Below are 24,500 nucleotides of genomic sequence, written 5' to 3' on the forward strand. Positions count from 1 at the left end.
TTAAAGTTTGTATTTTAAAAAATCAATAATTAATTTATTAATAAATACCCCCTTAAAATTTAAAAAAGATGTTTTAAAAATTAAAAAAAATAAAATAAATAGATGATTTATTATTTACAAAAACACAAACCCCCATTGAAAATAGGGGTTAGTAAAAATTAATAAAATATTAATAATCCAAAATAAAAAGAAAAATCACGACTATATCACTAAAGCAATTAATAAAAGACTCTTTACCTTTTAAGACTTTTATGAAAAGTTTAAAACAAAATAATTTCTCATTTTGTACTTTTATATAATGAAAAATCACTCATACAAAATTCTCTTTTCGCTCCTGTTTTTTTGCTTTGCAACAGCGTGGCTTGCGAACAATTATGGTGATAGCACGAGTGATAAAAACAGATCCGAACAATCCGAAAAAAATATAGAAGATAAATCTATTGAAGAAAAAGATAAAACTTACATCATCGATAGTAATCTGAAAAATCATTTTCAAATCACATTTCAAGAGGAAAAAACAAACCATTTAATTTACTACGATTTTATCATTAAAGAATGGTCAGCGATAACAGAATTGCCACCTCCAAAAACATTGCAGCACTTGACAATGGCTACAAAGAATTCTTAATTTTAAAAAAATAAAAAAATGAAATATTTATATACCGCAGCACTACTAGCCGTTACGGCAATTAATTTTGCACAAACACATGAATTTATAAAACACAATGGCGAAAAACTTGAAGTAAATTATATCAAAACTGAAGAAAAATTGGTGCACTACTCTATACCAAACAGTGCTGAAGAAAAAACAATTAGCATGCTTGCACTAGCTCAAATAAAAGACAACAACAAAAGCAATAGTAAAGTTATTACTGATAAAGTACATATTGAGAGTGCTTCTGATTACCGCAAAGTACAATCTGTAAGACCGCAAGAAACGAGCGGACTTAAAAAAATAGGAAATGTTTCTAGCTTTTTAGGACAAGCAAAAGGTGAAACAACCCAAGCCTTTACAGATAACGCTCTTAAAAGACTCCAACAACTAGCTGCTAAAAAAGGTGCTCCTTTTATGGTCATTACATCCAATAAACCTCAAAACCTAAAAGCCGATTTATACTCTTACTAAATACAACAGTTCGAACTAAATATAAAAAAGCCGAAAAATAGAACTACACGATCTATTTTCGGCTTTTGTAATTACTGACATAAACGATTTAACCTACAACTATCGATTTTACATTGAGAAATTCTTTTAGTCCTATCGCTCCAAGTTCTCTTCCGTATCCTGATTTTTTGATTCCACCAAAGGCTATTTGTGAATCAGATCGTACTAAAGAATTTATAAAGACTGATCCCGCTTCAATTTTTCTGGCTAATTGCTGTGCTTTTTCTACATCTTCTGACCAAATAGCAGCTGCCAAACCATATCGATGTTGATTAGCGAGAGTAATGGCCTCTTCTTCATTTTTTGCACGAACAATTGCAGCTACAGGTCCAAATGTTTCTTCTTTAAAGGCAATATTGTCTGCCTGAACATGATCTATAATTGTTGGTTGAAAATTACATTGTTCTCGCTCACCTCCTAAAAGTAATTGAGCACCTTGGTCTAAAGAAGTTCTTAATTGCAATTCTAGTTTTTCAGCCAAATCGATGCGAGCCAATGGCCCCATTTGATTTTGAGCATTCAAGGGATCGCCTTGTTGTATCTTTTTAACCTTTTTTATAAAAAGAGAAGTAAAATCATTTGCAACTGATTCAGTAACAATAAATCGTTTGGCACAAATGCAAGCTTGGCCGGAATTGCCCATTCTAGATTGCGCAGCTACTGTAGCAGCAGCCTCTAAATTAGCATCATCCAAAACAATAAAAGCGTCAGATCCGCCAAGCTCTAAAACTGATTTTTTAATGTGTTTACCCGCCAACAAAGCTACAGCAGCGCCAGCTCCTTCACTACCTGTCAAGGTCACACCACATACAATATTGGATGCAATTACTTCCTCTACTTGAGGCACATCAATAGTGAGCTCTTGAAAAATACCTTCAGGAAAACCAGCCTCAAGAAACAATCGCTCAATTGCCTTAGCACATCCCATAACATTTGGTGCATGCTTCAGTAATGTTACATTTCCAGCCATTATTGTGGGAGCTGCATATCTAAATACTTGCCAAAAAGGATAATTCCAAGGCATAATTGCAAAAACTGCACCCAAAGGATCAAAGACGGTTTTACTATTAAATCTAGTAGAGTTAATTTCTTCTTTCAGTAATTGCTCTGCCTTTTCTGCATAATATTCGCAATTCAGTGCTGATTTTTCGATTTCGGCCTCACTTTCAGCTAAAACCTTTCCCATTTCGGAAGTAATTAGCAGCGCTAATTCCGTTTTATTTAACCGAAGTAAATCAGCTAAGCGTTTCATTTTTACTGTGCGATCATTGAAAGAAGTTGTTTTCCAATAATGAAACCCTTTATCAGCAAGACTTATTTTTTGACGAAGTTGTACCGAAGTTAAAATAGGGTGTGTCCCAACGATCTCTTGGGTATAAGGATTGATTGATTTGAAAATCATACAAGTATTTTTTCTGGTAAATTTAAGTCTAATTTATAAAACATAAACCCAACAAAAACATAAATACTATCTGTAAAAGCTTGTTCTAGTTTCTTGAAGATTGCGTAAAATCAGCAAAAACAGAGTCAAGAATCTCAAATACTTTTTCTTTTTGAAGTGGTTTAGAAATGTAAGAAGTAAATCCAAACTGCATAATTTTCTCCCTATCTTCAACAGAAGAGTATGCGGTATGCGCAATAATTGGCAAATCGGGACGGTTCATCCTAATTTGTTCAAAAGCCTCATAGCCATTAAGTACTGGCATTTTTAAGTCCATAAAAACCAAACTAATATCTTTATGCTCATTGCACATAGCAACTGCTTCTTGACCATTTGTGGCACGAAGAACAGTGTGTTTTTTATGTTGAATTAATTTTTTTAGTAATAGATAGTTTACGTTATCATCCTCAGCAACTAAAATCACTTCATCATCAGTACCTTGCACTAAAGCTGGAGTTTTTAAGGACGTTACTAAAGCTACATTTTCATCAATTACTAGCGGAATGGTAAATGAGAAAATAGAGCCTTTACCTATAGCGGATTTTACTGCAATTTTTCCACCTAACATTTCAACATAAGCTTTGGTAATAGATAGCCCAAGACCTAGACCTGTCAATTCTGGAGAGATTGTAGCTTCTATTTGTCGAAATCGATCAAAAATCACTTTCAGGTAATCTTTACTAATACCATTGCCCGTATCCTCAACAGTGAATTCTAAAAAACCTTTCTTTTTATGCACTGAATAACCAAAATTGATCGACCCTGACTCTGTAAATTTAATTGCATTGGTAATCAAATTGATCAATATTTGCTTGAGTTTCGTTTCGTCTGTTAGTACTTTTTGTTCTAATGGTTTCGAGGAAGTCTTTAAGTAAAAAGCAATTTCTTTTGATGGTGGAATGGTGACTTTTAAAGAGGAATACAACTCTTTCATACAAGCCTCAAGATCTACAGCTGCATAATTGGGAACAATTTGATTAGCATCAATTTTAGACATTTCAATTAAATCTTCAATAATAGACACTAAGTTTGAACCACTATCTTTAATAATTTTTAGGTACTGTTTTTTCTCGTTTTCCGATAAACTGTCGTCTCCCAATAAATCACTGAAACCCATAATGGCATTCATTGGGGTTCGGATTTCGTGTGACAAATTTGCAAGGAAAGATGATTTTAGGTTATCACTTTCTTCCGCTTTACGTTTTGCTTTCTCAAGTTGTTTTCGTTGAATGTTATTTTCTTCAAATAAATTACCAATATAACCAAATTCACCTGGTACTTTTTTTAAGGCACTAATTGCAGATTGATTGGTCGTTTCTAATATGCTTTTAACTAGTTTTAAAGGATCGTACACCCATTTTTTGGTACAAAATACGTAAATTAGAATACTGAGAAGCGAAACTAATAATACCACAAAAAGAATTTCTTTTGTATTTTTATAATTAAGGGTAAATGGCCGCTTAAAAAGCAACTTGCTAGTAGTTTGATTTTTCCAATCTTTCAAATCCAAAACTACCACAATCCACTTATCCTCTTTTTCGAGTATGTAGTTTGAGTTCACAGGAACAACCTCCGAACTACTAATTCGTCCTAAAGAGTTAAAAAAAACTTGATCCAACAATCTCGCAATTATGAAATAACCTTCGGGTTTTGTTTTGTTTTTTTTTGGATCAGAAGCAGGATGAATTGTAGCAGAAAACACTTCAACAATACCCTCGGGTACTGACAAATAAAAGCGTTTCAATCTCGATCTACGTACTGCTTTTAAAATTTCTGGAGAAATTTCAATTCCATTTTTTAATTTTTTTGTTCCTGTTTTGTTGATCAACTGCGAGTCTAGTCCATAAATTCCAATATAATCAGCTTCGTAAGCATCAAACTCTTTGACAATATTTTGCTGAAACCATTGTTCATCTTTAGACTTTGTAAATTGAACTAGTTCATCCCAATACGTAACATCAATGATAGTAGCAGTAGCTGTTTTTGAATTTAAACGAAAGAGTGATTTGACCTCTTTTTCATATTGTTGATAGGTAGTGTCGTAAAAATGTCGTTCTTCCTGAACAGTGTAGAGATAAAGTGTAATGTATATAAATATGAAAAAAAGTGTTGTTGATGCAATCAACAAAATTAACTTGGAGTAGGTATTTAAATGACAAAATTTATTCATAAATCGGAAAAACCATTACATCAAATTAATAAAATTGTATTTTTTTGTAAGATATATCACTTTTTTTAGCGCGTGCAAGTTAGCTCTTTTTATCTTAAAAAAAAACATCTTATGATTTTTAAAAAAAACAACAAATAAATAACCTCTTACACATCAATACGATAGCAAAACCCTAGCAATAGTTGGGTGTTACAAGACAAGTCCATTTTTTCAAATCTCGTAGAAATAAAAAAATCCTCATCAAAAACATGAATACTTAAACAAGTACATTCCGTTTTTGATGAGGAAAATCTTATTGATACTGCTTCCAATATAGGATTTACAGCGGAATATTACCGTGCTTTCTTTTAGGTAATACGACCTCTTTTGTTTCTAACATACTAAAGGCTTTCAATAACTTTCGTCTTGTATCTTGAGGATGAATGACCTCATCGATGAATCCGCGTTGCGCTGCTGTATATGGGTTTGCAAACAAATTGGCATACTCCGCCTCTTTTTCAAGTAATTTTGCTTCGTGATCAGCGGCTTCGTTTATTTCCTTTTTAAAGATAATTTCAGAGGCGCCTTTTGCTCCCATAACTGCGATTTCGGCAGTAGGCCAAGCAAAATTCATATCGGCTCCAATGTGCTTGGAGTTCATTACATCATAAGCACCACCATATGCTTTTCTGGTAATCAAAGTGACCCTTGGCACTGTAGCTTCACTTAAAGCATACAATAGTTTAGCGCCATGAATAATAATGCCATTCCACTCTTGATCTGTTCCAGGTAAAAAACCAGGTACATCTACAAGAACGAGTAACGGAATATTGAATGCATCGCAGAAACGAGTAAAACGAGCAGCTTTTTTAGAACTGTTAACATCCAAACAACCTGCCAAAACCATAGGTTGATTGGCTATGATACCAATACTTTTTCCACCTAAACGTGCAAAGCCAACTATAATATTTTCGGCATAATTTTTATGAATTTCAAAAAACGAATCGGCATCAATTACCCCTTTTATTACCTCATGCATATCATAAGGTTTGTTGGGATTATCTGGAATAATTTGCTCTAATTGTTCACGTAATTCCGTATCCAATTGATATGGTAAATCAGCTGCTTTTTCTTTATTACTTTGAGGCAAATAACTTAACAAACGCTTCAAATCATCCAAACATTGCACATCATTTGTAGAAGTGATGTGTGCCACACCAGATTTAGTTGAATGAGTACTTGCACCTCCTAATTCCTCTGAAGTTACCGTTTCATTTGTAACCGTTTTAACTACGTTTGGACCGGTAACAAACATATAACTTGTATCCTCGACCATCATCGTAAAATCAGTCATAGCAGGAGAATATACTGCACCACCAGCGCAAGGTCCCATTATAGCTGATATTTGTGGGATAACACCACTTGCTTGTACATTACGGTAAAAAATATCAGCATAACCACCCAAAGAGCGAACACCTTCTTGAATTCGAGCACCACCAGAATCATTTAAACCAATCATAGGTACGCTCATTTTAACAGCCATATCCATGATTTTACAAATTTTCTCGGCTTGTGTCTCTGACAAAGAACCTCCAAAAACAGTAAAGTCTTGAGCAAAAACGCATACCAATCGGCCATTGATCGTGCCATAGCCTGTAATTACACCATCACCGTAATACTGCTCTTTTTCCATTCCAAAATCGGTAGTGCGATGGGTAACAAGCATCCCGATTTCTTCAAATGAACCTTCGTCAAGCAAATATTCTACGCGCTCTCTTGCTGTAAGCTTTTTGTTGGCGTGTTGTTTGGCAATTCTGTTTTTACCTCCACCCAAATGCGCTTCGGCTATTTTATCGTTTAAAATTTTTATTTTGTCTTTCATCTTTATCTTTTTTAGCTAGAACTAATATTTCTTCTTTAATCACAAAAGAAAATTTAGTTTGGCAATCGTACCATTTTTTGATCTTCAAAATACTGTTTCAAAGCTACTAAAGCTGCAATTTGAGCTTCTTTTTGAGTTTGATCTTTTAACTTTTCAGGGCTGTAATATTTTTTAACAAAATGAGTATCAAAATCTCCCGAACGGAAAGCTTCATGCTCAAAAACAAATTTCCCAAAAGGCAAGGTAGTTTCGACTCCTTTAACTTGATAATCGGCTATTGCTTTGATCATGATTTGAATAGCTTCTTCACGGGTTTGACCGTAAGTGATTAGTTTAGCCAACATGGGATCATAGTAAATAGGAATATCCATACCTTGTTCAAAACCATTATCAACACGTACACCTTCGCCTTCAGGCAATTGATATACCTCTAAATTACCTACGCTTGGCAAAAAGTCATTTAAAGGATCCTCAGCATACACGCGCAACTCCATGGCGTGACCTAAAATTTTTAAATCTTCTTGTTTCATAGCCAAAGCCTCGCCACGAGCTACTTTTATTTGAAGTTCAACTAAATCAGTACCCGAGATCAATTCTGTAACCGGATGCTCTACTTGCAAACGCGTATTCATTTCAAGGAAATAGAAATTTAGGTTTTCATCTAATAAAAACTCAACTGTTCCTGCTCCCAAATAATCACAAGATTTGGCTACCAAAACAGCCGCTTCTCCCATTCTTTTTCGCAATTCAGGCGTTAACACAGATGAAGGAGCTTCTTCAATTACTTTTTGATGACGGCGCTGAATGCTACACTCTCTTTCAAAAAAGTACAATACATTACCATGACTGTCTGCCATGATTTGAATTTCGATGTGTCGTGGTGAGCCTACGTATTTTTCGATAAAAACAGAACCATCGCCAAAAGCTGCTACTGCTTCACTGATAGCACGATCCATTTGCGATTCAAAGTCTGATTCTTGCTCTACCACACGCATCCCTTTTCCTCCGCCACCTGCAGAGGCTTTGATTAAAATAGGAAACCCAATTTCTTGAGCAACTAATTTGGCTTTTTCAACATCGGTAATAGCTTGATCATATCCCGGCACCATCGGGATATTGTATTGTTTAACAGCCTCTTTAGCCGCTAATTTGCTTCCCATTACATGAATTGCTTTTGATTTCGGGCCAATGAATATGATATTATTTTTTTCACACTCTTCAGCAAAATCAGCATTTTCACTCAAAAATCCATATCCTGGGTGAATAGCATCTACGTGAAGTGACAATGCTACTTCAATAATTTTATTTCCCAATAAATAAGACTCACTTGAAGGCGCAGCGCCAATACAAACGGCTTCGTCAGCAAACTTAACATGAGGTGCATTACGATCAATGGTAGAATATACGGCTACTGTTTTTATGCCCATTTTTTGTGCGGTTTTCATCACTCTAATAGCAATTTCACCTCTATTGGCAACTAGTATTTTTTTCATTTTTTAAATTTTAACGGAGTAATTAGTTTTAAAATATATCACAACAGACTCTTTAGCTGTGCAAAATTTTAAGCCAGTAAAACTTTAGGTAGGTACTTATTCAAATTCAATTAAAAGCTGTCCTTTATCAACCGCATCACCTGTTTGCACAGCAATGGTTTTGATCACTCCATCTCTTGGCGATAAAAAACTGTTCTCCATTTTCATGGCACCTAGAATGATCAAATTGTCATTTTCTTGGACCGTTTGACCTACAACTACATTAATTTCGAGAATTAATCCCGGCATTGGAGCTTTGATCGCGTTAATTTGTTTGGAAAGCCCTGTTTCAAAGCCCATCTCCTTAATCAAAGTATCAAGTGGATTGGCAATATCGACTTCAAATACCGAATTATTGACTTTGACAGTGTATTTTTTTTGAAGAAAATCAGCAGCTAAAATAGCTACTTCATAAGGTTTGCTATCGTGTAAAACATGATATGCATTAGAACTTAAATGCACGGCATCAAGTTGATTCGTACTTTCCTGATCCAAATCAAAAAGGAAAGTATCGTTTACGTTCACTTTATAAGTAGTACTCATTGTTTACTTTTTTAGAATCGTAAAAATAAGTAAAAGAAAACGTTTTCGTAAACCAAAAAATCACTTTTTTGGTCGTGTAAACAAGGATTATTTTTAAAGTACAAGCAAGCCGTAATCGCGCAGTGTTCTAATTGGTTTAGAGAACCAAAACAGTTCAAAGTCTTCAAGAGTTAGTTCAAAATCGGATTTTATTTCTTGAAAAGTATAAACTTTAGTTTGAGACACCGAAATTCTTTCAAGCAACTGTTGCAACCACTCTCCTTCATGGGCACTGGTTTGAATTGAAAAACTTTCTTTTTTATCATGAAATGTAAAAGACATCATATCCCACGTACGACCTTTTTTAGACTTTGTAAATGCTTCTGCAAAAGGTTTTCCTCCTAACCAAACTACTTTTGCTGTAGGCTTAGTAGAAAAATCTTCTGCTTCATTTAAGGCATTAAAGATAAAATCAGGATGAATTTTGGTTTTCGGGATTTTGAACTCAAACCAATCCTGTAAAGGATAATCAAAACAAATGCCGTGCATAAAATTGAAGAGGGATTTCTTTAATCCAAAACTAAATTGATCATGATCAATCCCCGTTGCATCCGTATAATTGATATCGTTGTTGGCAAAAGTACCAATAGCTTCCGTTTCCTTTTTTACACCAAATTTTTCGGGATACATCCCAACAGGGCTGTGAGCTGTCATGGCAAATTGATGCCAAAATCCTGATTGTAAAATTCCCGCTTCGAACAATTGACGCACCATTTCAAGACTATCAATGGTTTCTTGAACCGTTTGGGTAGGATAGCCATACATTAAATACGCATGTACCATTACTCCTGCTTCAGTAAAATGGCGTGTAACTCGTGCTACTTGCTCTACCGTAACTCCTTTATCAATCAACTTTAACAATCGATCAGAAGCAACTTCGAGTCCGCCCGAAACCGCAATACAACCTGATGCTTTGAGCAATAAACATAAATCTTTGGTAAAACTTTTTTCAAAACGAATGTTCGTCCACCAAGTGACGGATAATTTTCTTCGCAGGATCTCTTGAGCCAATGCTCGCATTAAAGCTGGCGGAGCGGCTTCGTCAACAAAGTGAAAACCATTTTCGCCCGTTTGTGCAATCATTTCCTCCATTCGATCGCAGAGTAATGAGGCAGCAACAGGTTCGTAAATTTTGATGTAATCTAATGAAATATCACAAAAAGTACATTTGCCCCAATAGCAACCGTGCGCCATGGTAAGCTTATTCCATCTGCCATCGCTCCACATGCGGTGCATCGGATTGACAATTTCGATTACCGAAATGTATTTATCTAAAAGTAAATCAGAATAATCAGGCGTACCCACTTGGGATTGCTTGTAATCTGGTTTAGTGGAATTGTTTTTATAAACTACTTGACCATTTTCAAGTAAAAAAGTTCTTTTATAGGTCTTAACTCCCCCTTCGGGGGCTGGGGGGCTTATTAGTTCTTCAATAGGTGTTTCGCCATCATCTAACGTAATAAAATCAAAAAACTCAAAAACGCGTGTGTCACAAAGGGAACGCAATTCCGTATTAGGAAAACCGCCTCCCATTGAAATTTTAATCTCAGGAAAATGTTTCTTAACCCATTGCGCACAGCGAAAAGCAGAGTACAAATTTCCTGGAAAGGGCACCGATATCAAAAACAAAGTGGGCTGTACTTTTTCAATTCTTTCTTTTAGAAGAGAAAACAAAACCGAATCGATGTAAGTAGGCTCCTGCTGCAAGGCTTCGTATAATTCATCAAAAGAATTGGCGCTTCGACCCAATCGCTCGGCATAGCGACTGAAACCAAAATTAGCATCGACACATTCTACTATAAAATCTGAAATATCTTCGAGATATAAAGTGGCTAAGTGCTTCGCTTTATCCTGAGTTCCCATTGTTCCGAATGCCCAATCGAGTTCTTCTAATTGTGCAAAGCGTGAAGCTTCTGGCAAAAAATCTTCTTGACAAATTTGAAGCGCTAATGTTGGATTCTTCCCTTGCAAAAAAGCAATTACGGGATTAATCGTTTTTAAGTACTCGTCTTGTAACGCAAAAATTCGTTTGGAATTATCTGAGATCTCTCCAGCTTTAAATTTTTGACTTCCTACCTCAAACAAATCTGTTAATCCTTCCTTCGAAAACAATTTTAAAATCACCTCTATACCCAAATCTGCCTGAACAGACTCAATATTTTTGGTATTCAGAAATCCTTTAATATACGCCGTTGCCGGATACGGGGTATTCAGTTGAGTAAAAGGCGGCGTGATGAGGAAAAGTTTCGCTTTCAAGAGGAAAAGTTTTGTGCAAAAATAAGGGATAATTATGGTGTTTTTTGAAAAATATTTTTGAGGTTAAAAGTGAAATCCACTAACTTAATAGTATTAAAAAACTAGAAGCCAAATGAAATGGAGTCAACACGATGTAAATCGCTTGAAAAAAAACAGCCATAACGTTCCCGCGCAAAAAGTAGTTTAGGACTAATTTAAACCTAGAACAAAACTTGCCTGTAGGTTTTTGTGCATCGTTTTTTGGTTAGTATTTCCACTCGCCTTCATTTTCTGCTTTTTTCTTAATTCCATCGATTAATGATTTCTCATCAATTGTTATTTTTTCCCCTTTTAATTTTTTAAACTCTGTGAATATCTGGAGTAATGCAAAATTATTCCAGTTATTTAATCTGTTTAATGTTATTTTTTTCTTAGCACTTTTGAATACTATCTTATATCCAATTACACTTCCAGTTTTTGATACGCGTTTTCTAATGTGGATATTTACTTTCTTAATTTCAAATTTTTCGATCCAATCATTATCAAAATTGCTACCAGAAATTTTTACGTTTTCATTTTCAAATTCAATTTTATATACAAACTCTTTTGATTCATCATATGTTATAGATATGAATACAAATAAAAAAAAGAGAATAAATAATATTGACATAATATTAAATTCACCAAAAGAGAATATTGGGATTGATGCAAAAATTATGATGCCAAAAAATTTAATTTTAATATCTTTTTTGCATCTTTCCTTAAATGGAATTTTTTCAGTTTCAAATATTGTTTTTTCCAAAGATATCTTCGTTTTAATAATAAATTGACGCACACTACTCGCATTTGAATAATAAATCAAAACTAAATTATTCCTTACTAAAACTCCTGCTTGTCTTTTTTAATAATCAAAAAAGCAAGTAATGAAACGGTCGATGTAGCAGTCAAATAAAAACCGACGTAAGTCAAATTATAAGTTGTTGCCAGCCAAATTGCAATCATTGGCGCAAAAGCAGCGCCTAAAATTCCAGCCAAATTAAAGGTTAACGAGGCGCCGGTATAGCGCAATTGAGTTGGAAAAAGCTCCGAAAGAAAAGTTCCTAAAGGTCCATAGGTAAATCCCATCAAGGCCATACCCATGCAAACAAAAGTAGTTATCAAAATATTTTGTCCCGAGTTTAAGAAAAACGAAAAGAAAAAACCAAAAACTGCAATTAGCGCGGTGGCTAACATGAGAATTTTTCGGCGTCCAAATCGATCAGCTACTACTGCAGAAACAGGAATACAGATTGCAAAAAACAATACGGAAAACAACTGAAGCAACAACGCATCACGTTTACTGTAACCCAAATCGGATGTGGCCCAACTCAAAGTAAAAATGGTCATTAAATAGAAAACTAAAAAAGTGGTTACCGCAGCTAATGTTCCAAAAATAAGTTGATTTTTATAGGATTTAACTAAGCTGAAAAACGGAATTTTCACAGCCTCTTGTTCCTTTTTTGAATTTTCAAATGAAGGTGTCTCCGTAATTTTGGTCCTAATATAAAAACCAACTAAAACTAAAAGAGAACTTGCTATAAATGGAATTCGCCAACCATAACTCATAAAATCTTCATTACTCATCGTGTCGGTTAGTATCAAAAAGGTTCCTCCAGAAAGTAATAATCCAATTGGAGCGCCTAATTGCGGAAACATTCCGTACCAAGCTCTTTTATTCGGAGGCGCATTTTCAATAGCAAGCAATACAGCTCCACCCCACTCTCCTCCCAAACCTACACCTTGACCAAAACGACATAACATTAACAACAAAGGAGCAGCAATACCAATACTAGCATAGCTTGGTAAAAAACCAATAGCTACCGTTGACATTCCCATGGTTAACAAAGCTGCGACCAAAGTAAACTTACGTCCAATTTTATCACCATAATGTCCAAAAAAAGCCGAACCAAGCGGACGCGATAAAAAAGCAATCGAAAAAGTAGCCAATGATTGTAAGGTAGCCAATGTAGCATCCGAACTCGGAAAAAACAACTGCGGAAACACCAAAACGGCTGCGTTAGCAAAAATATAGAAGTCAAAAAACTCTATTGTAGTCCCTATCAAGCTCCCAAAAAGCACATGTTTTACGGTATTTTTTGTTGGTTTATTGGTCATATTCTTTGTAAAAACGTTAATATTATTAGATAAAAGTGATGCTATTTTTCGAAAGTAACAAATAAAAAATTCCAATAATAAGTGTTATTTTAGCAACATATAAAATTAAATTATGCCAACCGACTGTATCAGCTATCAGCACTCTGGATATTTTTCTGCTTTAATGAATGATTATTTAGATCAAAAACCACAATTATCTGCTCTTTACAACAGGTTTCCAGCTCTCGAAAACTTTGAAGAACAAATCGCTGAAAAACAAAATAATTTTAATCACAGCTCTCGAGCAATACTTGTAGATGCACTTTTACAACAGTACAATAGCTGTGAGACGAGTGAAGCTACAAATGCAAACATAAAATCATTAGCCTCAAACAATACTTTTACAATTACTACAGGTCACCAACTAAATTTATTTACAGGTCCTTTGTACTTTTTGTACAAGATAATTTCTACAATTAACTTAACTAAAAAACTTCAAAACAAGTATCCTGAACAGCATTTTGTTCCCGTTTATTGGATGGCTACCGAAGATCACGATTTTGAAGAAATCAATTACTTTAATTTCAAGGGTAAAAAATTCAGATGGAACCAAGAAAGCACAGGTCCTGTTGGCCGTTTAAGTACCGAAGGATTAAATGAATTTTTAGAAGTATACCAATTAGAATTAGGCAGCAGTAGCAATGCAACTGCATTAAAGAAGTTATTTGAAGATGCCTACATAAAGCACAACAATCTAGCTGACGCCACGCGCTTTCTAGCAAATGAACTTTTTGGAGCCTACGGTTTAGTAATTATTGATGCTGATTCCGCATCATTAAAACGTCTTTTTATCCCACATGTAAAGCAGGAGTTGCTACAGCAAACCGCTTTTGAAAAAGTGACAGCCTCAATTGCTTTACTAAAAGAGTATACTGTACAAGTAAACCCGAGAGAAATAAACTTGTTTTATATTGAAAATGACCTACGCGAACGCATTCTGTTTGAAGGCAGTCTTTATAAGGTGAATCATACTAAGCTTGCATTTTCAGAGACTGAGATTTTGGCTCTTTTAGAATCAAATCCTGAAAAATTCAGTCCCAATGTGATCATGCGTCCATTGTATCAAGAAGTAACTCTGCCGAACCTCTGCTACATTGGCGGTGGTGGAGAAATAGCGTATTGGTTAGAATTAAAATCATATTTCGAAGCTTCGAACATTACCTTTCCAATGCTATTATTGCGTAATTCAGTGGTATTAGCAAGCGAAAAACAAGCAAAAAAGGCGGATAAATTACAATTATCTTGGAGAGATTTATTCAAAAAACAAGCCGATTTACTCAATCAAAAAACAATTGATTTATCTGAGTTTTCTATCGAATTAACAGAATTAAAATCGCAGTTACAAACACAATTCAAACAATTGTACGACATAGCTGAGAAGACTGACGGATCTTTTATCGGTGCTCTTAAAGCACAAGAAACCAAACAAATTAAAGGACTTCAGCAATTAGAAAAACGCCTGTTAAAAGCGCAGAAACGAAATTTGAGTGATATTCTAGACCGTATAAGCGACATTCAAAATGAATTATTCCCTAACGGAAGTTTGCAAGAAAGACAAACGAACTTCTCAGAGTTTTACCTAGAATTCGGCGAAAATCTTATCCCAAACTTGATTCAAAAGTTAGATCCAATAGACACTAAATTTGACATCATTGTACTTTAGTGAAATATTAAGGGATTGAATGTTATATTTGTAAAAATAATAGATAAAAAAATCCTATTTTTGCACAAAATTTAAAAATTTACACAATGGCTACAAATAGAACATTTACCATGATTAAGCCTGATGCTGTTGCTAACGGACACATCGGAAACATTCTTGCAATGATTACAAATGCAGGATTCAAAATCGTATCTTTAAAATTAACTCAACTTACTGTTGCTGATGCACAAGCATTTTACGCAGTACACGCTGCAAGACCTTTTTACGGTGAATTAGTTGAATTCATGTCAAGAGGACCAATCGTTGCTGCTATCTTAGAGAAAGAAAATGCAGTTGAAGATTTCAGAACTTTAATTGGAGCTACAAATCCAGCTGAAGCTGCTGAAGGAACTATCCGTAAAGCTTATGCAACTTCTATCGGAGAAAATGCAGTACACGGATCTGATAGCGACGAAAATGCTGCAATCGAAGGTGCATTCCACTTTGCAGGAAGAGAGCAATTCTAGTAATCAGTCTCATTCTCAGTTTGAGAGTAACAGATTATAATAAAATAGAAATCCCGTTTCAATAATTTGAAACGGGATTTTTTATTTCCAATCTAGCTGAAAACTGCGACTAAAAACTGAAAACTACCTCAACACCACATCTTTCACTACATCTCGCCTCAATTCCTCATTAATCATAGCCACAATTTTAGACTTTCCGTGGCTTAACTCCTCTCTCAATACTGATGAAGTGAGCTCTACATACAAGGTACTTCCTTTCAAAACTACATTATTCGTATAGCTATTTACACCATTACCCATTAGGTTTTTCCACGCATCTTTCACATCAATTTGATCCATGCCAGGTTGCAACTTATTGGTTTGAATAATCTGCTTAAGCACATCACCAACCGTGCTTTCATTATTTAACCTCTTTGCCATCTCCTACTAAATTTATCGCCGTTGCTCTTTTATAATGATATTCCCCTCTTTCTTTGTTCAACAAAACCAATTCCTCATTTGTTAAACCAATAATTTCCTCACTCCATTTCATATAAGGCGTTACATAATCCAAAAAAACACCATCTTGAGTATAACGCACCGAAACTTTCTCGAAAACATCATTCACTAAAAAAGTACCGTTAAGTTGCGGCATTACTTTTTTGCGAATCCCTTTATTATTCTCAATTTTAAAATAATCATAAACCTCATTCATGCGGTATTCCTTATCATCTATGGAATCAAAAACTACTTTCTCTACCTCCCAATACCCATTCAGCAAGGCAACATCTTCCTTTTTAATTTCTTGTTTGCAGCTAGTAATTACCAAAACCAATACGGCAAAAATCAAATACTTTTTCATATTCAAATTATTTTTTTTAGGAGCTATTTCCTGCTGTACGCTGTATCTTTTTCTGGCCAACTTCCTGCGTCAGCTTTGACCAAAAAAAGAATGCCGCTTCCATCAGGGCTAGTCCGTTTTACTTAAATTAAGATTTCTAATTTTCAGTACTCTATCCAAAACGCGGAGTATAAAGAATAAAAAAACCAACAATTGTCTAGCAACATGTTGGTCTAAATCAACCGCCTCATGAAACGATTTCTATATCAATTATAACCTACTGTTTTGATTTAATTCGCAACAAAAAACCAGCAACACAACACATAACTCCCACAAGAAGTAATGCATAGTAAAAACTAATCGTTTGATCGCGAACAACATTTGCAAGTACAAAGCAAATCATACTCACTAAGTAAAAAGACAGAGGCGAAATGTTTTTTAAAGAAGAAAAATTCATAGTGCTATTATTTAAAAAAACTATCTACAAACTCATATTTGTTAAAAACCTGCAAATCATTTATACCTTCACCCACTCCAATATATTTCACAGGAATTTGAAACTGATCCGAAATACCAATCACCACCCCACCTTTAGCAGTACCGTCTAATTTAGTAACGGCCAAACAACTTACTTCAGTGGCTGCGGTAAATTGTTTTGCTTGTTCAAAGGCATTTTGACCTGTAGAACCATCTAGTACCAAAAGTACATCATGAGGCGCATCAGCTACAACTTTCTGCATCACACGCTTCACTTTTGACAATTCGTTCATCAAGTTAATTTTATTATGTAAACGACCTGCAGTATCAATAATAACAATATCTGCTTGTTGAGCCACTGCTGATTGCAAAGTATCAAAAGCCACAGATGCTGGATCACTACCCATTTCTTGACGTACAATAGGTACACCTACGCGGTCAGCCCAAATTTGTAATTGATCAATAGCAGCTGCTCTAAATGTATCTGCAGCACCTAAAACTACTTTGTAACCTTGATTTTTAAACTGATGCGCCAATTTACCAATAGTAGTCGTTTTACCCACTCCATTAACGCCCACCACCATGATTACATACGGTGTGGCATTAGACGGCTTTACAAAACCTGTTGCATCGTCTGTATTTGTTTCAGATAACAATCCAGCAATTTCGTCACGTAAAATATGATTCAGCTCCGCAGTACCCAAATATTTATCGACTGCAACTCTCTTTTCAATTCGAGATATAATTTTCAAAGTAGTATTTACACCTACATCAGAGGCAACCAAAACCTCTTCTAGGTTATCTAAAACCTCATCATCAACTTTTGATTTTCCGGCAACAGCTTTGGTAAGTTTAGAGAAAAAGTTAGTTTTCGATTTTTCAAGTCCTTTATCCAACACCTCTTTAGCTTGTTCGCTAAAATTTGGGTCTTTTTTATCAGATGAAAATATTTTTTTAAAAAAACTCATAATATAAATAATATTAAGAATGAGCGCATTAGAAGTTCTTCGCCCATTCATTTTCGGCACCGTAAATATAGAAAATAAAAAAGCTACTTCCGAGTGAAAGTAGCTTTTCTATATAATGTATTTGTTAATTATTTCTTTTTCAAGAATTCATCAACAGCTTCAGGAGCCATAATAGATTCTACGAATGTATATGCACCTGTTTTTGGAGATTTCACCATTTTGATGGCTTTTGATAATCTCTTAGAAGATGTTTGTAACGATGCTACGGTTTTCTTTGCCATGATTCAAATGTTTTAAAAATTAGAATAAGTGTCTCAAGTATAATGCTTTACATTTAAAAGGCAGTTCTTGAGATTATTATTAAAATCTCGTGTTATTATTTAATTTCTTTGTGAACAGTTACACGCTTCAAGATTGGATTAAATTTTTTAATCTCTAATCTATCTGGAGTATTTTTCTTGTTCTTAGTAGTGATGTATCTTGAAGTTCCTGCAACACCAGTAGTCTTGTGCTCAGTACATTCTAAAATTACCTGGATTCTATTACCTTTCTTTGCCATCTTGCTATTTTTTTATTTTGGAACAGATTATTTAATAAATCCTTCTGACTGTGCTTTTTTCAAAACAGCAGCGATTCCATTTTTATTAATTGTTTTTATCGTAGATGCAGCTACTCTTAGAGTAATCCATCTATCTTCTTCTGGAAGATAAAAACGCTTTTTAACTAAGTTCACAGAAAATTTTCTCTTAGTTTTGTTCATAGCGTGAGAAACGTTATTTCCTACCATCGCTCTTTTACCTGTAAGGTCACAAACTCTTGACATTATACTTATCTTTTATCGTTATTCAAAATCAGGGTGCAAAGAAAAGAAAAATAAACCTATAAAGCAACATTCTTAACGCACATTTTTTAAAATTTCTTTCTGGAGCAATTCTAAACTTTTTATTACAGCTCTATCTATCACTTTTTCACGGGGTTGGCCAAAATTGAACTCTTCTACAATAATTTCGCTTGGTCCCGCAATTGCAATAAAAACAGTTCCTATTTCAGCATCAGAGTCTCCTTTTGAAGGTCCTGCATTGCCAGTTGTAGCAATTGCAAAATCTACATTTAATTTGGCTTTTGCTTGCTGCGCCATAGCCTCAGCTACTTCTTTACTAACAACGGAGTATTCTTTTATCAAAGCCTCAGGAACTCCCAAAAGATCCACTTTTAGCGCCGTAGCATAAGTAACCACTCCTCCTTTAAAATACGCGGAGGAACCAGCAACACTTGAAACAAGCTGCGCAATTTTACCACCAGTGCAACTCTCGGCGGTTCCTACACTATATTTTTGTTGTGCTAGCAATCGCCCAACTACAACCTCGATAGTGTCCTCTTCATCAAAACCTACAATGATATCACCTATTAAACCTTGTAAAGTTTTTACATTCTCGGCTAACGCATTTTGCAAAACTTCTTTATCCGTGCCTCTTGCAGTTAATCGGAGTCGTACTCGACCTGGCGCTGGCAAGTAGGCCAACTTTATAAATTCTGGCAAATTATCTTCCCAAGCTTCAATGCGTTCAGCCACCAAACTTTCACCTTGCCCGTAAGTTAGCACGGTTTGATGAATGATATACGGCCGTTCGTACTCACGAACTATTTTGGGCACAATTTCCTGCTCTACCAAATATTTCATTTCATACGGAACTCCCGGAAGCGAGATAAAAACCGTATCCTCTTTTTGCATCCACATTCCTGGCGCAGTCCCTACTTGATTGTGCAAAACCGTACAAGTGGAAGGAACCAATGCTTGATCTTTATTGACTTGCGAAGCAGGCCTATTCATTACACGCTCAATCAAGGCAATTACATGCGCTTCTACGGCCTTGTCAACAACTAGGTGGTCATCAAAATAAGAACAAAATGTTTTTTTAGTAACATCATCTTTCGTTGGACCTAATCCTCCTGTTACAATTACAAAATCTACTTTATTTTGTAAAGCTGCGAACGTATTTAAAATATGATTTTGATCATCACTAATCGAAAGCATTTCTTGTACTTGAACACCAATTCTATCTAATGCCTTTGCAATAAATCCCGAGTTGGTATCAACAATTTGTCCAATCAAAATTTCATCCCCAATAGTAACTATAGCTGCTTTCATTTTATCGTGTATATATTGCTCTATTCCTAAAAAAAATGCCAGTGTAACATTTGCTTTTTTTATTTAAAAAATAACAAATGTCGCATTGACAAAGCATTAAAGATGCTTTTGTTTTAAAAAACATCTTATTCTTATATTTTCATTAATCTATTTCTAAAAAACAAACCTCAATCGAAAAGCTCCCAAAAAAAGTTAATATTCAAGTTTTAAAAACTACAAGTCGAAATCTTTTTTAATTTCTTTAATAGCCTCATTCACTTGATTTTTTACACTTTTGAAAGTTTCTTTAATATCTTTCTTCTTGCCTTCGGTCTTGGTCCAAGCTTCAATTTGCAGAATTTCTTCAAAAGCTACATTCATGCCCAACAAATCCAGAGTAGGTTTAATTTTATGCGCATACGCATAGGCATGTTTGTGATCCTTCTTTTTGATCCCTTCTTTTATTTGAACCATATCCGCAGGGACTTCGGTTACAAAAAGCGTTAATATCTCATTAACAAACTCTGCATCGTTATCTGAAAGCGCGTACACTTTCGAAAGGTTGTAATGTATAGCCATTATTTTACTTGTATTCTAAATAGTTGTTTTCCCTCTAAAAATCCTTCTAAAACATCATCTGGTTGCACCGCAGCAACACCTTCCGGAGTTCCTGTAAAAATAATATCACCAATTTTCAATGTGAAGAATTGAGAAACATAAGCAATCAGTTCGTCAATTTTCCATAGCATCAAATTAGAATTTCCCTTTTGTACCGTTTGCGAATTCTTGGTTAATTCAAATGTAAGATTTTCTAAGGAAGTAAATTCACTTTTAGGCAAAAATTCTCCAATAACTGCCGATCCATCAAATGCCTTGGCTTTTTCCCATGGCAAACCCTTTGCTTTTAGTTTATCCTGCAGATCACGCGCGGTAAAATCGATTCCTACACTGATTTCATCATAATATTTATGAGCAAATTTTGGCTCGATGTACTTCCCAACTTTACTGATTTTTACAATAAGTTCAATTTCGTGATGCACATCATTCGAAAATTCTGGAAGTACAAATGGATGTTGCTTTAGCAAAACAGCCGAGTCTGGTTTCATAAAAACAACAGGCTCCGTTGGACGTTCGTTTTGCAATTCTTCGATGTGATTGGTATAATTTCTACCGATACAGATTATTTTCATTTCTTACTTAAAAAATTTAATGATGGAGAGATTCAAAAATTAGCTTAGTTTATTGTTCAGTTTTCGCAATTTAATCGCCGTTAAAACTTTCTTGGTATACAAAGGAAAGTCGGCATTTTGAATCCAACTAAAATAACCTGGTTCACTTTCAAGTACTTTCTCTACTTTCACTCCTTTGTGTTTCCCGAAGGTAAAAATCTCCTCATCATCTTTATCAAAAGCAATCATACCTGCAAAATCAGCAATTTTTTTACGAGTAGTAAATTCCGATAACGCCTTCATATCATTTTCTAATTCTGGATAACGATCTAATTGCGCTTTCAAAATTTCGTAAGTTGCCATGGTATCTGCTTCGGCTGAATGTGCATTTTCGAGTGTTTTACCACAATAAAATTTCAAAGCCGCACTCAAAGTACGCTCTTCCATTTTATGAAAAACAGTTTGAACATCTACCGAAACTCTGTTTTTCATGTCAAAATCGACACCAGCACGCAACATTTCTTCGGCCAATAACGGAATATCAAAACGATCTGAATTGAACCCCGCCAAATCACTATCCTTGATCATAGCGTAAACTTGCGCAGCCAAATCTTTAAAAGTGGGCTCATTCGCCACTTTTTCATCCGTAATACCATGCACAGCTGTAGTTTGCGGCGGAATTGGAATAGTTGGATTTACCAACCAAGTTTTACTTTCTTTGTTTCCGTTAGGAAAAACTTTAAATATTGAGATTTCTACAATTCTGTCCTTTCCGATATCAATTCCTGTGGTTTCTAGGTCGAAAAAGCAAATTGGTTTATTGAGTTTAAGTTCCATTTTATATGTGTAAGAAGGCAAAGATAGAAATTTGTTATGGAAATTACAGAAAGTTACCAATCAAACTTATGTTGAAAAGCTACAAACAAAAAACCCGATAGCTTGGTAGCCATCGGGTTTTAATTTTATTCCAATTTGTGAATTAAAAATCTCTATTCACATCAAATGCTTCTAAATATTCAGCAACACGTTTTACAAAACTACCTCCAAGTGCTCCATCTACAACACGATGATCGTAAGAATGAGACAAGAACATTTTTTGACGAATACCGATAAAGTCACCTTCAGGCGTTTCGATAACAGCAGGCACTTTGCGAATAGCTCCCAAAGCTAAAATTCCAACTTGCGGTTGATTAATAATAGGAGTGCCAAAAACACTACCAAACGTTCCTACATTGGTTACTGTGTATGTTCCGCCTTGCGTATCATCTGGTTTCAATTTACCAGCTTTAGCACGATTTCCTAGATCGTTTACTGCTTTGGCCATTCCAACTAGGTTTAATTGGTCTGCATTTTTGATAACAGGAACAATTAAATTGCCGTTTGGTAAAGCTGCAGCCATTCCTAAATTGATATTTTTCTTTTTGATAATGTAATCACCATCAACCGAAATATTCATTCCAGGGAAATCTTTCAATGCTTTTGCAACAGCCTCCATCATAATAGGAGTAAAAGTAAGTTTTTCACCTTCGCGTTTTTCAAAAGCATCTTTTACTTTATTTCTCCATTTTACAATGTTAGTCACGTCTACCTCGATAAAGGATTGCACGTGCGCCGATGTTTGCACAGAAGCCACCATGTATCCAGAAATCAATTTACGCATGCGATCCATCTCAACGATCTCATCACCTCCGTTTACTGATACTGGAGCTGCTTTTTGCGCTACTGCAACAGGTGCCGCAACCGGCGTTGGAGCTGATGCAACAACAGGTTGTGCTACTGGAGCCACTGTCCTGTTTTTTACATAAGCTAATATATCGTTTTTGGTCACTCGACCTTCTTTACCTGTTCCTTGAATAGTTGCTAATTCAGCGACAGAAACACCCTCTTCTTTAGCTATATTTTTTACCAACGGAGACAAAAATTGCTCTGATGCCGAAAAATCTACCGCAACAGGCGCAGGAGCACTTACACTCTCTTGTACCGCAGCAATTGTTTTTTCAATCACAGCAACTTCTGGTGCTGGAGTACTTGCAGCATCACCATCGGTTTCAATGATTGCAATGGTTTGTCCCACTTGCACTAAATCATCTTTACCAAAAAGTTTTTCTACCAAAACACCCAAAACCTCACTTGGCACTTCACTATCTACCTTATCAGTAGCAATTTCAAGTACTGCCTCGTCCGCTTCGATTTTGTCGCCAACTTCTTTTAACCAGTTTGTAATGGTTGCCTCAGCAACGCTTTCTCCCATTTTCGGAAGTTTTAATTCAAATCTTGCCATATTGTTAACCTAAAAGGTGATATTGATTTTCAGTTTGCGAAATTACTAAAATTTACAAATATAATTTACACTTAATGTAATTTTTTATACTATTTCTATAATCTCACCTCTGCTATTACTATTGTTGCTTCCTATTAAGAAATTAGCGCTTTTAGGTAGAATTTTAAATGTAAATCCTTTATTTCTTGCAGATTCGAGAAACGATATACACTCTTTAAAGGTCATTTGTTCCGAATCAAGAATTATTTCTACCCGTTTTTTGCTTTTTTCAGTAAACGAAAATACCATTTTTTCTGAGGTAATATCATGAAAAACGACATTATTTTGTAAAATACTAGCCAGTTTATTGGCTAACATTTTATTTTTTGAAAACAAAATATATCCATCAGGAGCTTGCTTCTGTTGCCATTTGTCCGCAGAAGTCCCTTGTAGCATTTTTATAAATGAGAAAAAGGAAATCCCAATTTGCATAAAAAAATGGAACAAAAACGACACTTTAAAATGTTTTTGATAAAAAAAAGTCATCGCTTCTTGAAAGCGTTTCATGTAAGAGGCATCTTTAATCGTGCTCTCTCCCTTATAATGAATAACGGTGGTTTCGTGAAAATAAAAATTGCTTTTTCCAGCCAAGAGCGCGCGATACGATAAGTCAATATCATCAGAATACATAAAACAGTTTTCATCAAAACCTTTTAATTCTGTATACAAATCCCTTTTTAAAACCATGAATGCTCCAACCAGAATTGACACTGGCCCTGACTCATTTTCATTTAAATGCTGTGCATAATATTTGCCAAAAAGCTGTTTTGACCATTTGTAGTGTGGAAAAATGCTATACAATCCCACAATTTTAGTGAACGCAACCCATGGCGTTGGCACACCGCGCTTGCTTTCTGGTAAAAAATTACCCGCACCATCAATTAATTTAACGCCTACGATTCCGCAATTAATTTGCCTTTCGGCGAAAGCCAAAACTTTTACAAAAGTATCTTCGGCAACCACCGTATCTGGATTCAAAATACATACATAGTCGCCTTGAGCAACTGCTACACCTACATTATTACCCTTTGGAAAACCCAAATTTTCAGTATTTTGAATGAGTTTTACAGTAGGAAAACGCTCTTTCATCATCGACACACTATCATCTGACGAATTATTATCAACTACAATAATTTCGGCGTCAAGGTGCAGCAAAGCGCTTTGTACACTGAGCACACATTGCTCCAAAAAATGGCGCACATTGTAATTGAGAATAACAACTGATAACTGCAAAGGTGATTTTTTTGATTGATTAAGAAACTTTGTTGCT

At 35.1% G+C, this 24,500-nt stretch carries 24 protein-coding genes; 4 read left to right on the forward strand and 20 right to left on the reverse strand.

Annotated elements, in window-relative coordinates; all coding sequences use genetic code 11:
- Window positions 1-298: 298 nt before the first annotated feature.
- Window positions 299-628, forward strand: coding sequence for a hypothetical protein (locus tag KBJ98_RS05425; RefSeq protein WP_210788619.1), 330 nt, complete (start codon window positions 299-301; stop codon window positions 626-628).
- Between the two features lie 18 nt (window positions 629-646).
- Window positions 647-1,126, forward strand: a complete 480-nt coding sequence (locus KBJ98_RS05430) for a hypothetical protein (RefSeq protein ID WP_210788620.1) — start codon at window positions 647-649, stop codon at window positions 1,124-1,126.
- An 88-nt stretch (window positions 1,127-1,214) separates the two neighbouring features.
- Here KBJ98_RS05430 and KBJ98_RS05435 read toward each other — a convergent pair whose 3' ends face one another.
- From KBJ98_RS05435 to KBJ98_RS05470, 8 genes are all read right to left on the reverse strand, one after another.
- Window positions 1,215-2,567, reverse strand: coding sequence for an NAD-dependent succinate-semialdehyde dehydrogenase (locus KBJ98_RS05435; protein ID WP_210788621.1), 1,353 nt, complete (start codon window positions 2,565-2,567; stop codon window positions 1,215-1,217).
- An 85-nt stretch (window positions 2,568-2,652) separates the two neighbouring features.
- Window positions 2,653-4,776, reverse strand: a complete 2,124-nt coding sequence (locus KBJ98_RS05440; RefSeq protein ID WP_210788622.1) for an ATP-binding protein — start codon at window positions 4,774-4,776, stop codon at window positions 2,653-2,655.
- A 319-nt stretch (window positions 4,777-5,095) separates the two neighbouring features.
- Window positions 5,096-6,637 carry an acyl-CoA carboxylase subunit beta gene (locus KBJ98_RS05445; protein WP_210788623.1) on the reverse strand — a complete coding sequence of 514 codons (1,542 nt, stop codon included), beginning with the start codon at window positions 6,635-6,637 and terminating at the stop codon, window positions 5,096-5,098.
- Window positions 6,638-6,690: 53 nt separating this feature from the next.
- Complete coding sequence (gene accC, locus KBJ98_RS05450; RefSeq protein WP_210788624.1) at window positions 6,691-8,130, reverse strand: acetyl-CoA carboxylase biotin carboxylase subunit; 1,440 nt, start codon at window positions 8,128-8,130, stop codon at window positions 6,691-6,693.
- A 96-nt stretch (window positions 8,131-8,226) separates the two neighbouring features.
- Complete coding sequence (locus tag KBJ98_RS05455) at window positions 8,227-8,712, reverse strand: acetyl-CoA carboxylase biotin carboxyl carrier protein subunit (protein ID WP_210788625.1); 486 nt, start codon at window positions 8,710-8,712, stop codon at window positions 8,227-8,229.
- A gap of 93 nt (window positions 8,713-8,805) precedes the next feature.
- Entirely contained in the window at window positions 8,806-11,007 is a 2,202-nt protein-coding gene (locus KBJ98_RS05460; protein ID WP_210788626.1) for a B12-binding domain-containing radical SAM protein, read from the reverse strand.
- Between the two features lie 244 nt (window positions 11,008-11,251).
- Complete coding sequence (locus tag KBJ98_RS05465) at window positions 11,252-11,788, reverse strand: hypothetical protein (RefSeq protein ID WP_210788627.1); 537 nt, start codon at window positions 11,786-11,788, stop codon at window positions 11,252-11,254.
- A gap of 77 nt (window positions 11,789-11,865) precedes the next feature.
- Complete coding sequence (locus KBJ98_RS05470; protein WP_210788628.1) at window positions 11,866-13,140, reverse strand: MFS transporter; 1,275 nt, start codon at window positions 13,138-13,140, stop codon at window positions 11,866-11,868.
- 112 nt (window positions 13,141-13,252) lie between these two features.
- Here KBJ98_RS05470 and bshC point away from each other — a divergent pair, with 112 nt between their 5' ends.
- Together bshC and KBJ98_RS05480 are read left to right on the forward strand one after the other, a co-directional pair.
- The gene (gene bshC, locus KBJ98_RS05475; protein WP_210788629.1) at window positions 13,253-14,842 is read left to right on the forward strand and encodes a bacillithiol biosynthesis cysteine-adding enzyme BshC; all 1,590 of its coding nucleotides are present in this window, start codon (window positions 13,253-13,255) and stop codon (window positions 14,840-14,842) included.
- An 86-nt stretch (window positions 14,843-14,928) separates the two neighbouring features.
- The gene (locus KBJ98_RS05480; RefSeq protein ID WP_166134949.1) at window positions 14,929-15,348 is read left to right on the forward strand and encodes a nucleoside-diphosphate kinase; all 420 of its coding nucleotides are present in this window, start codon (window positions 14,929-14,931) and stop codon (window positions 15,346-15,348) included.
- 123 nt (window positions 15,349-15,471) lie between these two features.
- Here the strand turns inward: KBJ98_RS05480 and KBJ98_RS05485 are convergent, their stop codons facing one another.
- The 12 genes from KBJ98_RS05485 to KBJ98_RS05540 all read right to left on the reverse strand — a co-directional run bounded on the left by KBJ98_RS05485 (window position 15,472) and on the right by KBJ98_RS05540 (window position 24,463).
- The gene (locus KBJ98_RS05485; protein ID WP_166134946.1) at window positions 15,472-15,768 is read right to left on the reverse strand and encodes a DUF721 domain-containing protein; all 297 of its coding nucleotides are present in this window, start codon (window positions 15,766-15,768) and stop codon (window positions 15,472-15,474) included.
- Window positions 15,749-16,189, reverse strand: a complete 441-nt coding sequence (locus tag KBJ98_RS05490) for a hypothetical protein (protein WP_210788630.1) — start codon at window positions 16,187-16,189, stop codon at window positions 15,749-15,751. Before KBJ98_RS05490 ends, KBJ98_RS05485 begins: the two co-directional genes overlap by 20 nt.
- Window positions 16,190-16,632: 443 nt before the next feature.
- Window positions 16,633-17,613, reverse strand: coding sequence for a signal recognition particle-docking protein FtsY (gene ftsY / locus KBJ98_RS05495; protein ID WP_210788631.1), 981 nt, complete (start codon window positions 17,611-17,613; stop codon window positions 16,633-16,635).
- A 128-nt stretch (window positions 17,614-17,741) separates the two neighbouring features.
- On the reverse strand, window positions 17,742-17,894 hold the full coding sequence (locus KBJ98_RS05500; RefSeq protein WP_073370281.1) for a DUF4295 domain-containing protein: 153 nt from the start codon (window positions 17,892-17,894) through the stop codon (window positions 17,742-17,744).
- Window positions 17,895-17,989: 95 nt separating this feature from the next.
- A complete protein-coding gene (gene rpmG, locus KBJ98_RS05505) occupies window positions 17,990-18,172 on the reverse strand; it encodes a 50S ribosomal protein L33 (RefSeq protein WP_007805817.1) in 183 nt (60 codons plus the stop codon).
- Window positions 18,173-18,199: 27 nt separating this feature from the next.
- A complete protein-coding gene (gene rpmB / locus KBJ98_RS05510) occupies window positions 18,200-18,436 on the reverse strand; it encodes a 50S ribosomal protein L28 (protein ID WP_024980263.1) in 237 nt (78 codons plus the stop codon).
- 72 nt (window positions 18,437-18,508) lie between these two features.
- A complete protein-coding gene (locus tag KBJ98_RS05515) occupies window positions 18,509-19,762 on the reverse strand; it encodes a CinA family nicotinamide mononucleotide deamidase-related protein (protein ID WP_210788632.1) in 1,254 nt (417 codons plus the stop codon).
- Window positions 19,763-19,975: 213 nt separating this feature from the next.
- Entirely contained in the window at window positions 19,976-20,320 is a 345-nt protein-coding gene (locus KBJ98_RS05520; RefSeq protein WP_210788633.1) for an Hpt domain-containing protein, read from the reverse strand.
- Window positions 20,320-20,931 (reverse strand): fumarylacetoacetate hydrolase family protein, encoded by a 612-nt coding sequence (locus KBJ98_RS05525; RefSeq protein ID WP_210788634.1) that lies wholly within the window; start codon window positions 20,929-20,931, stop codon window positions 20,320-20,322. The genes KBJ98_RS05520 and KBJ98_RS05525 overlap by 1 nt, the downstream gene beginning before the upstream one ends.
- 39 nt (window positions 20,932-20,970) lie before the next feature.
- Window positions 20,971-21,747 (reverse strand): 3'-5' exonuclease, encoded by a 777-nt coding sequence (locus tag KBJ98_RS05530; protein WP_210788635.1) that lies wholly within the window; start codon window positions 21,745-21,747, stop codon window positions 20,971-20,973.
- 142 nt (window positions 21,748-21,889) lie between these two features.
- The gene (locus KBJ98_RS05535) at window positions 21,890-23,191 is read right to left on the reverse strand and encodes a dihydrolipoamide acetyltransferase family protein (RefSeq protein WP_210788636.1); all 1,302 of its coding nucleotides are present in this window, start codon (window positions 23,189-23,191) and stop codon (window positions 21,890-21,892) included.
- A gap of 84 nt (window positions 23,192-23,275) precedes the next feature.
- The gene (locus KBJ98_RS05540; protein WP_210788637.1) at window positions 23,276-24,463 is read right to left on the reverse strand and encodes a glycosyltransferase family 2 protein; all 1,188 of its coding nucleotides are present in this window, start codon (window positions 24,461-24,463) and stop codon (window positions 23,276-23,278) included.
- Window positions 24,464-24,500 lie beyond the last annotated feature (37 nt).

Origin of the sequence: Flavobacterium erciyesense, from assembly GCF_018069925.1 — a bacterium.
In the GTDB taxonomy this organism is placed as follows: domain Bacteria; phylum Bacteroidota; class Bacteroidia; order Flavobacteriales; family Flavobacteriaceae; genus Flavobacterium; species Flavobacterium erciyesense.

Coding starts and splice junctions, on each gene's coding strand:
- ftsY (WP_210788631.1), bottom strand. CDS start 17,613: ATGAGTTTTTTTAAAAAAATATTTTCATCTGATAAAAAAGACCCAAAT.
- rpmG (WP_007805817.1), bottom strand. CDS start 18,172: ATGGCAAAGAAAGGTAATAGAATCCAGGTAATTTTAGAATGTACTGAG.
- KBJ98_RS05430 (WP_210788620.1), top strand. CDS start 647: ATGAAATATTTATATACCGCAGCACTACTAGCCGTTACGGCAATTAAT.
- KBJ98_RS05445 (WP_210788623.1), bottom strand. CDS start 6,637: ATGAAAGACAAAATAAAAATTTTAAACGATAAAATAGCCGAAGCGCAT.
- KBJ98_RS05470 (WP_210788628.1), bottom strand. CDS start 13,140: ATGACCAATAAACCAACAAAAAATACCGTAAAACATGTGCTTTTTGGG.
- KBJ98_RS05515 (WP_210788632.1), bottom strand. CDS start 19,762: ATGAAAGCAGCTATAGTTACTATTGGGGATGAAATTTTGATTGGACAA.
- KBJ98_RS05525 (WP_210788634.1), bottom strand. CDS start 20,931: ATGAAAATAATCTGTATCGGTAGAAATTATACCAATCACATCGAAGAA.
- KBJ98_RS05480 (WP_166134949.1), top strand. CDS start 14,929: ATGGCTACAAATAGAACATTTACCATGATTAAGCCTGATGCTGTTGCT.
- KBJ98_RS05425 (WP_210788619.1), top strand. CDS start 299: ATGAAAAATCACTCATACAAAATTCTCTTTTCGCTCCTGTTTTTTTGC.
- accC (WP_210788624.1), bottom strand. CDS start 8,130: ATGAAAAAAATACTAGTTGCCAATAGAGGTGAAATTGCTATTAGAGTG.
- KBJ98_RS05455 (WP_210788625.1), bottom strand. CDS start 8,712: ATGAGTACTACTTATAAAGTGAACGTAAACGATACTTTCCTTTTTGAT.
- KBJ98_RS05535 (WP_210788636.1), bottom strand. CDS start 23,191: ATGGCAAGATTTGAATTAAAACTTCCGAAAATGGGAGAAAGCGTTGCT.
- KBJ98_RS05440 (WP_210788622.1), bottom strand. CDS start 4,776: ATGAATAAATTTTGTCATTTAAATACCTACTCCAAGTTAATTTTGTTG.
- KBJ98_RS05530 (WP_210788635.1), bottom strand. CDS start 21,747: ATGGAACTTAAACTCAATAAACCAATTTGCTTTTTCGACCTAGAAACC.
- KBJ98_RS05435 (WP_210788621.1), bottom strand. CDS start 2,567: ATGATTTTCAAATCAATCAATCCTTATACCCAAGAGATCGTTGGGACA.
- KBJ98_RS05485 (WP_166134946.1), bottom strand. CDS start 15,768: ATGGCAAAGAGGTTAAATAATGAAAGCACGGTTGGTGATGTGCTTAAG.
- bshC (WP_210788629.1), top strand. CDS start 13,253: ATGCCAACCGACTGTATCAGCTATCAGCACTCTGGATATTTTTCTGCT.
- KBJ98_RS05490 (WP_210788630.1), bottom strand. CDS start 16,189: ATGAAAAAGTATTTGATTTTTGCCGTATTGGTTTTGGTAATTACTAGC.
- KBJ98_RS05520 (WP_210788633.1), bottom strand. CDS start 20,320: ATGGCTATACATTACAACCTTTCGAAAGTGTACGCGCTTTCAGATAAC.
- rpmB (WP_024980263.1), bottom strand. CDS start 18,436: ATGTCAAGAGTTTGTGACCTTACAGGTAAAAGAGCGATGGTAGGAAAT.
- KBJ98_RS05500 (WP_073370281.1), bottom strand. CDS start 17,894: ATGGCAAAGAAAACCGTAGCATCGTTACAAACATCTTCTAAGAGATTA.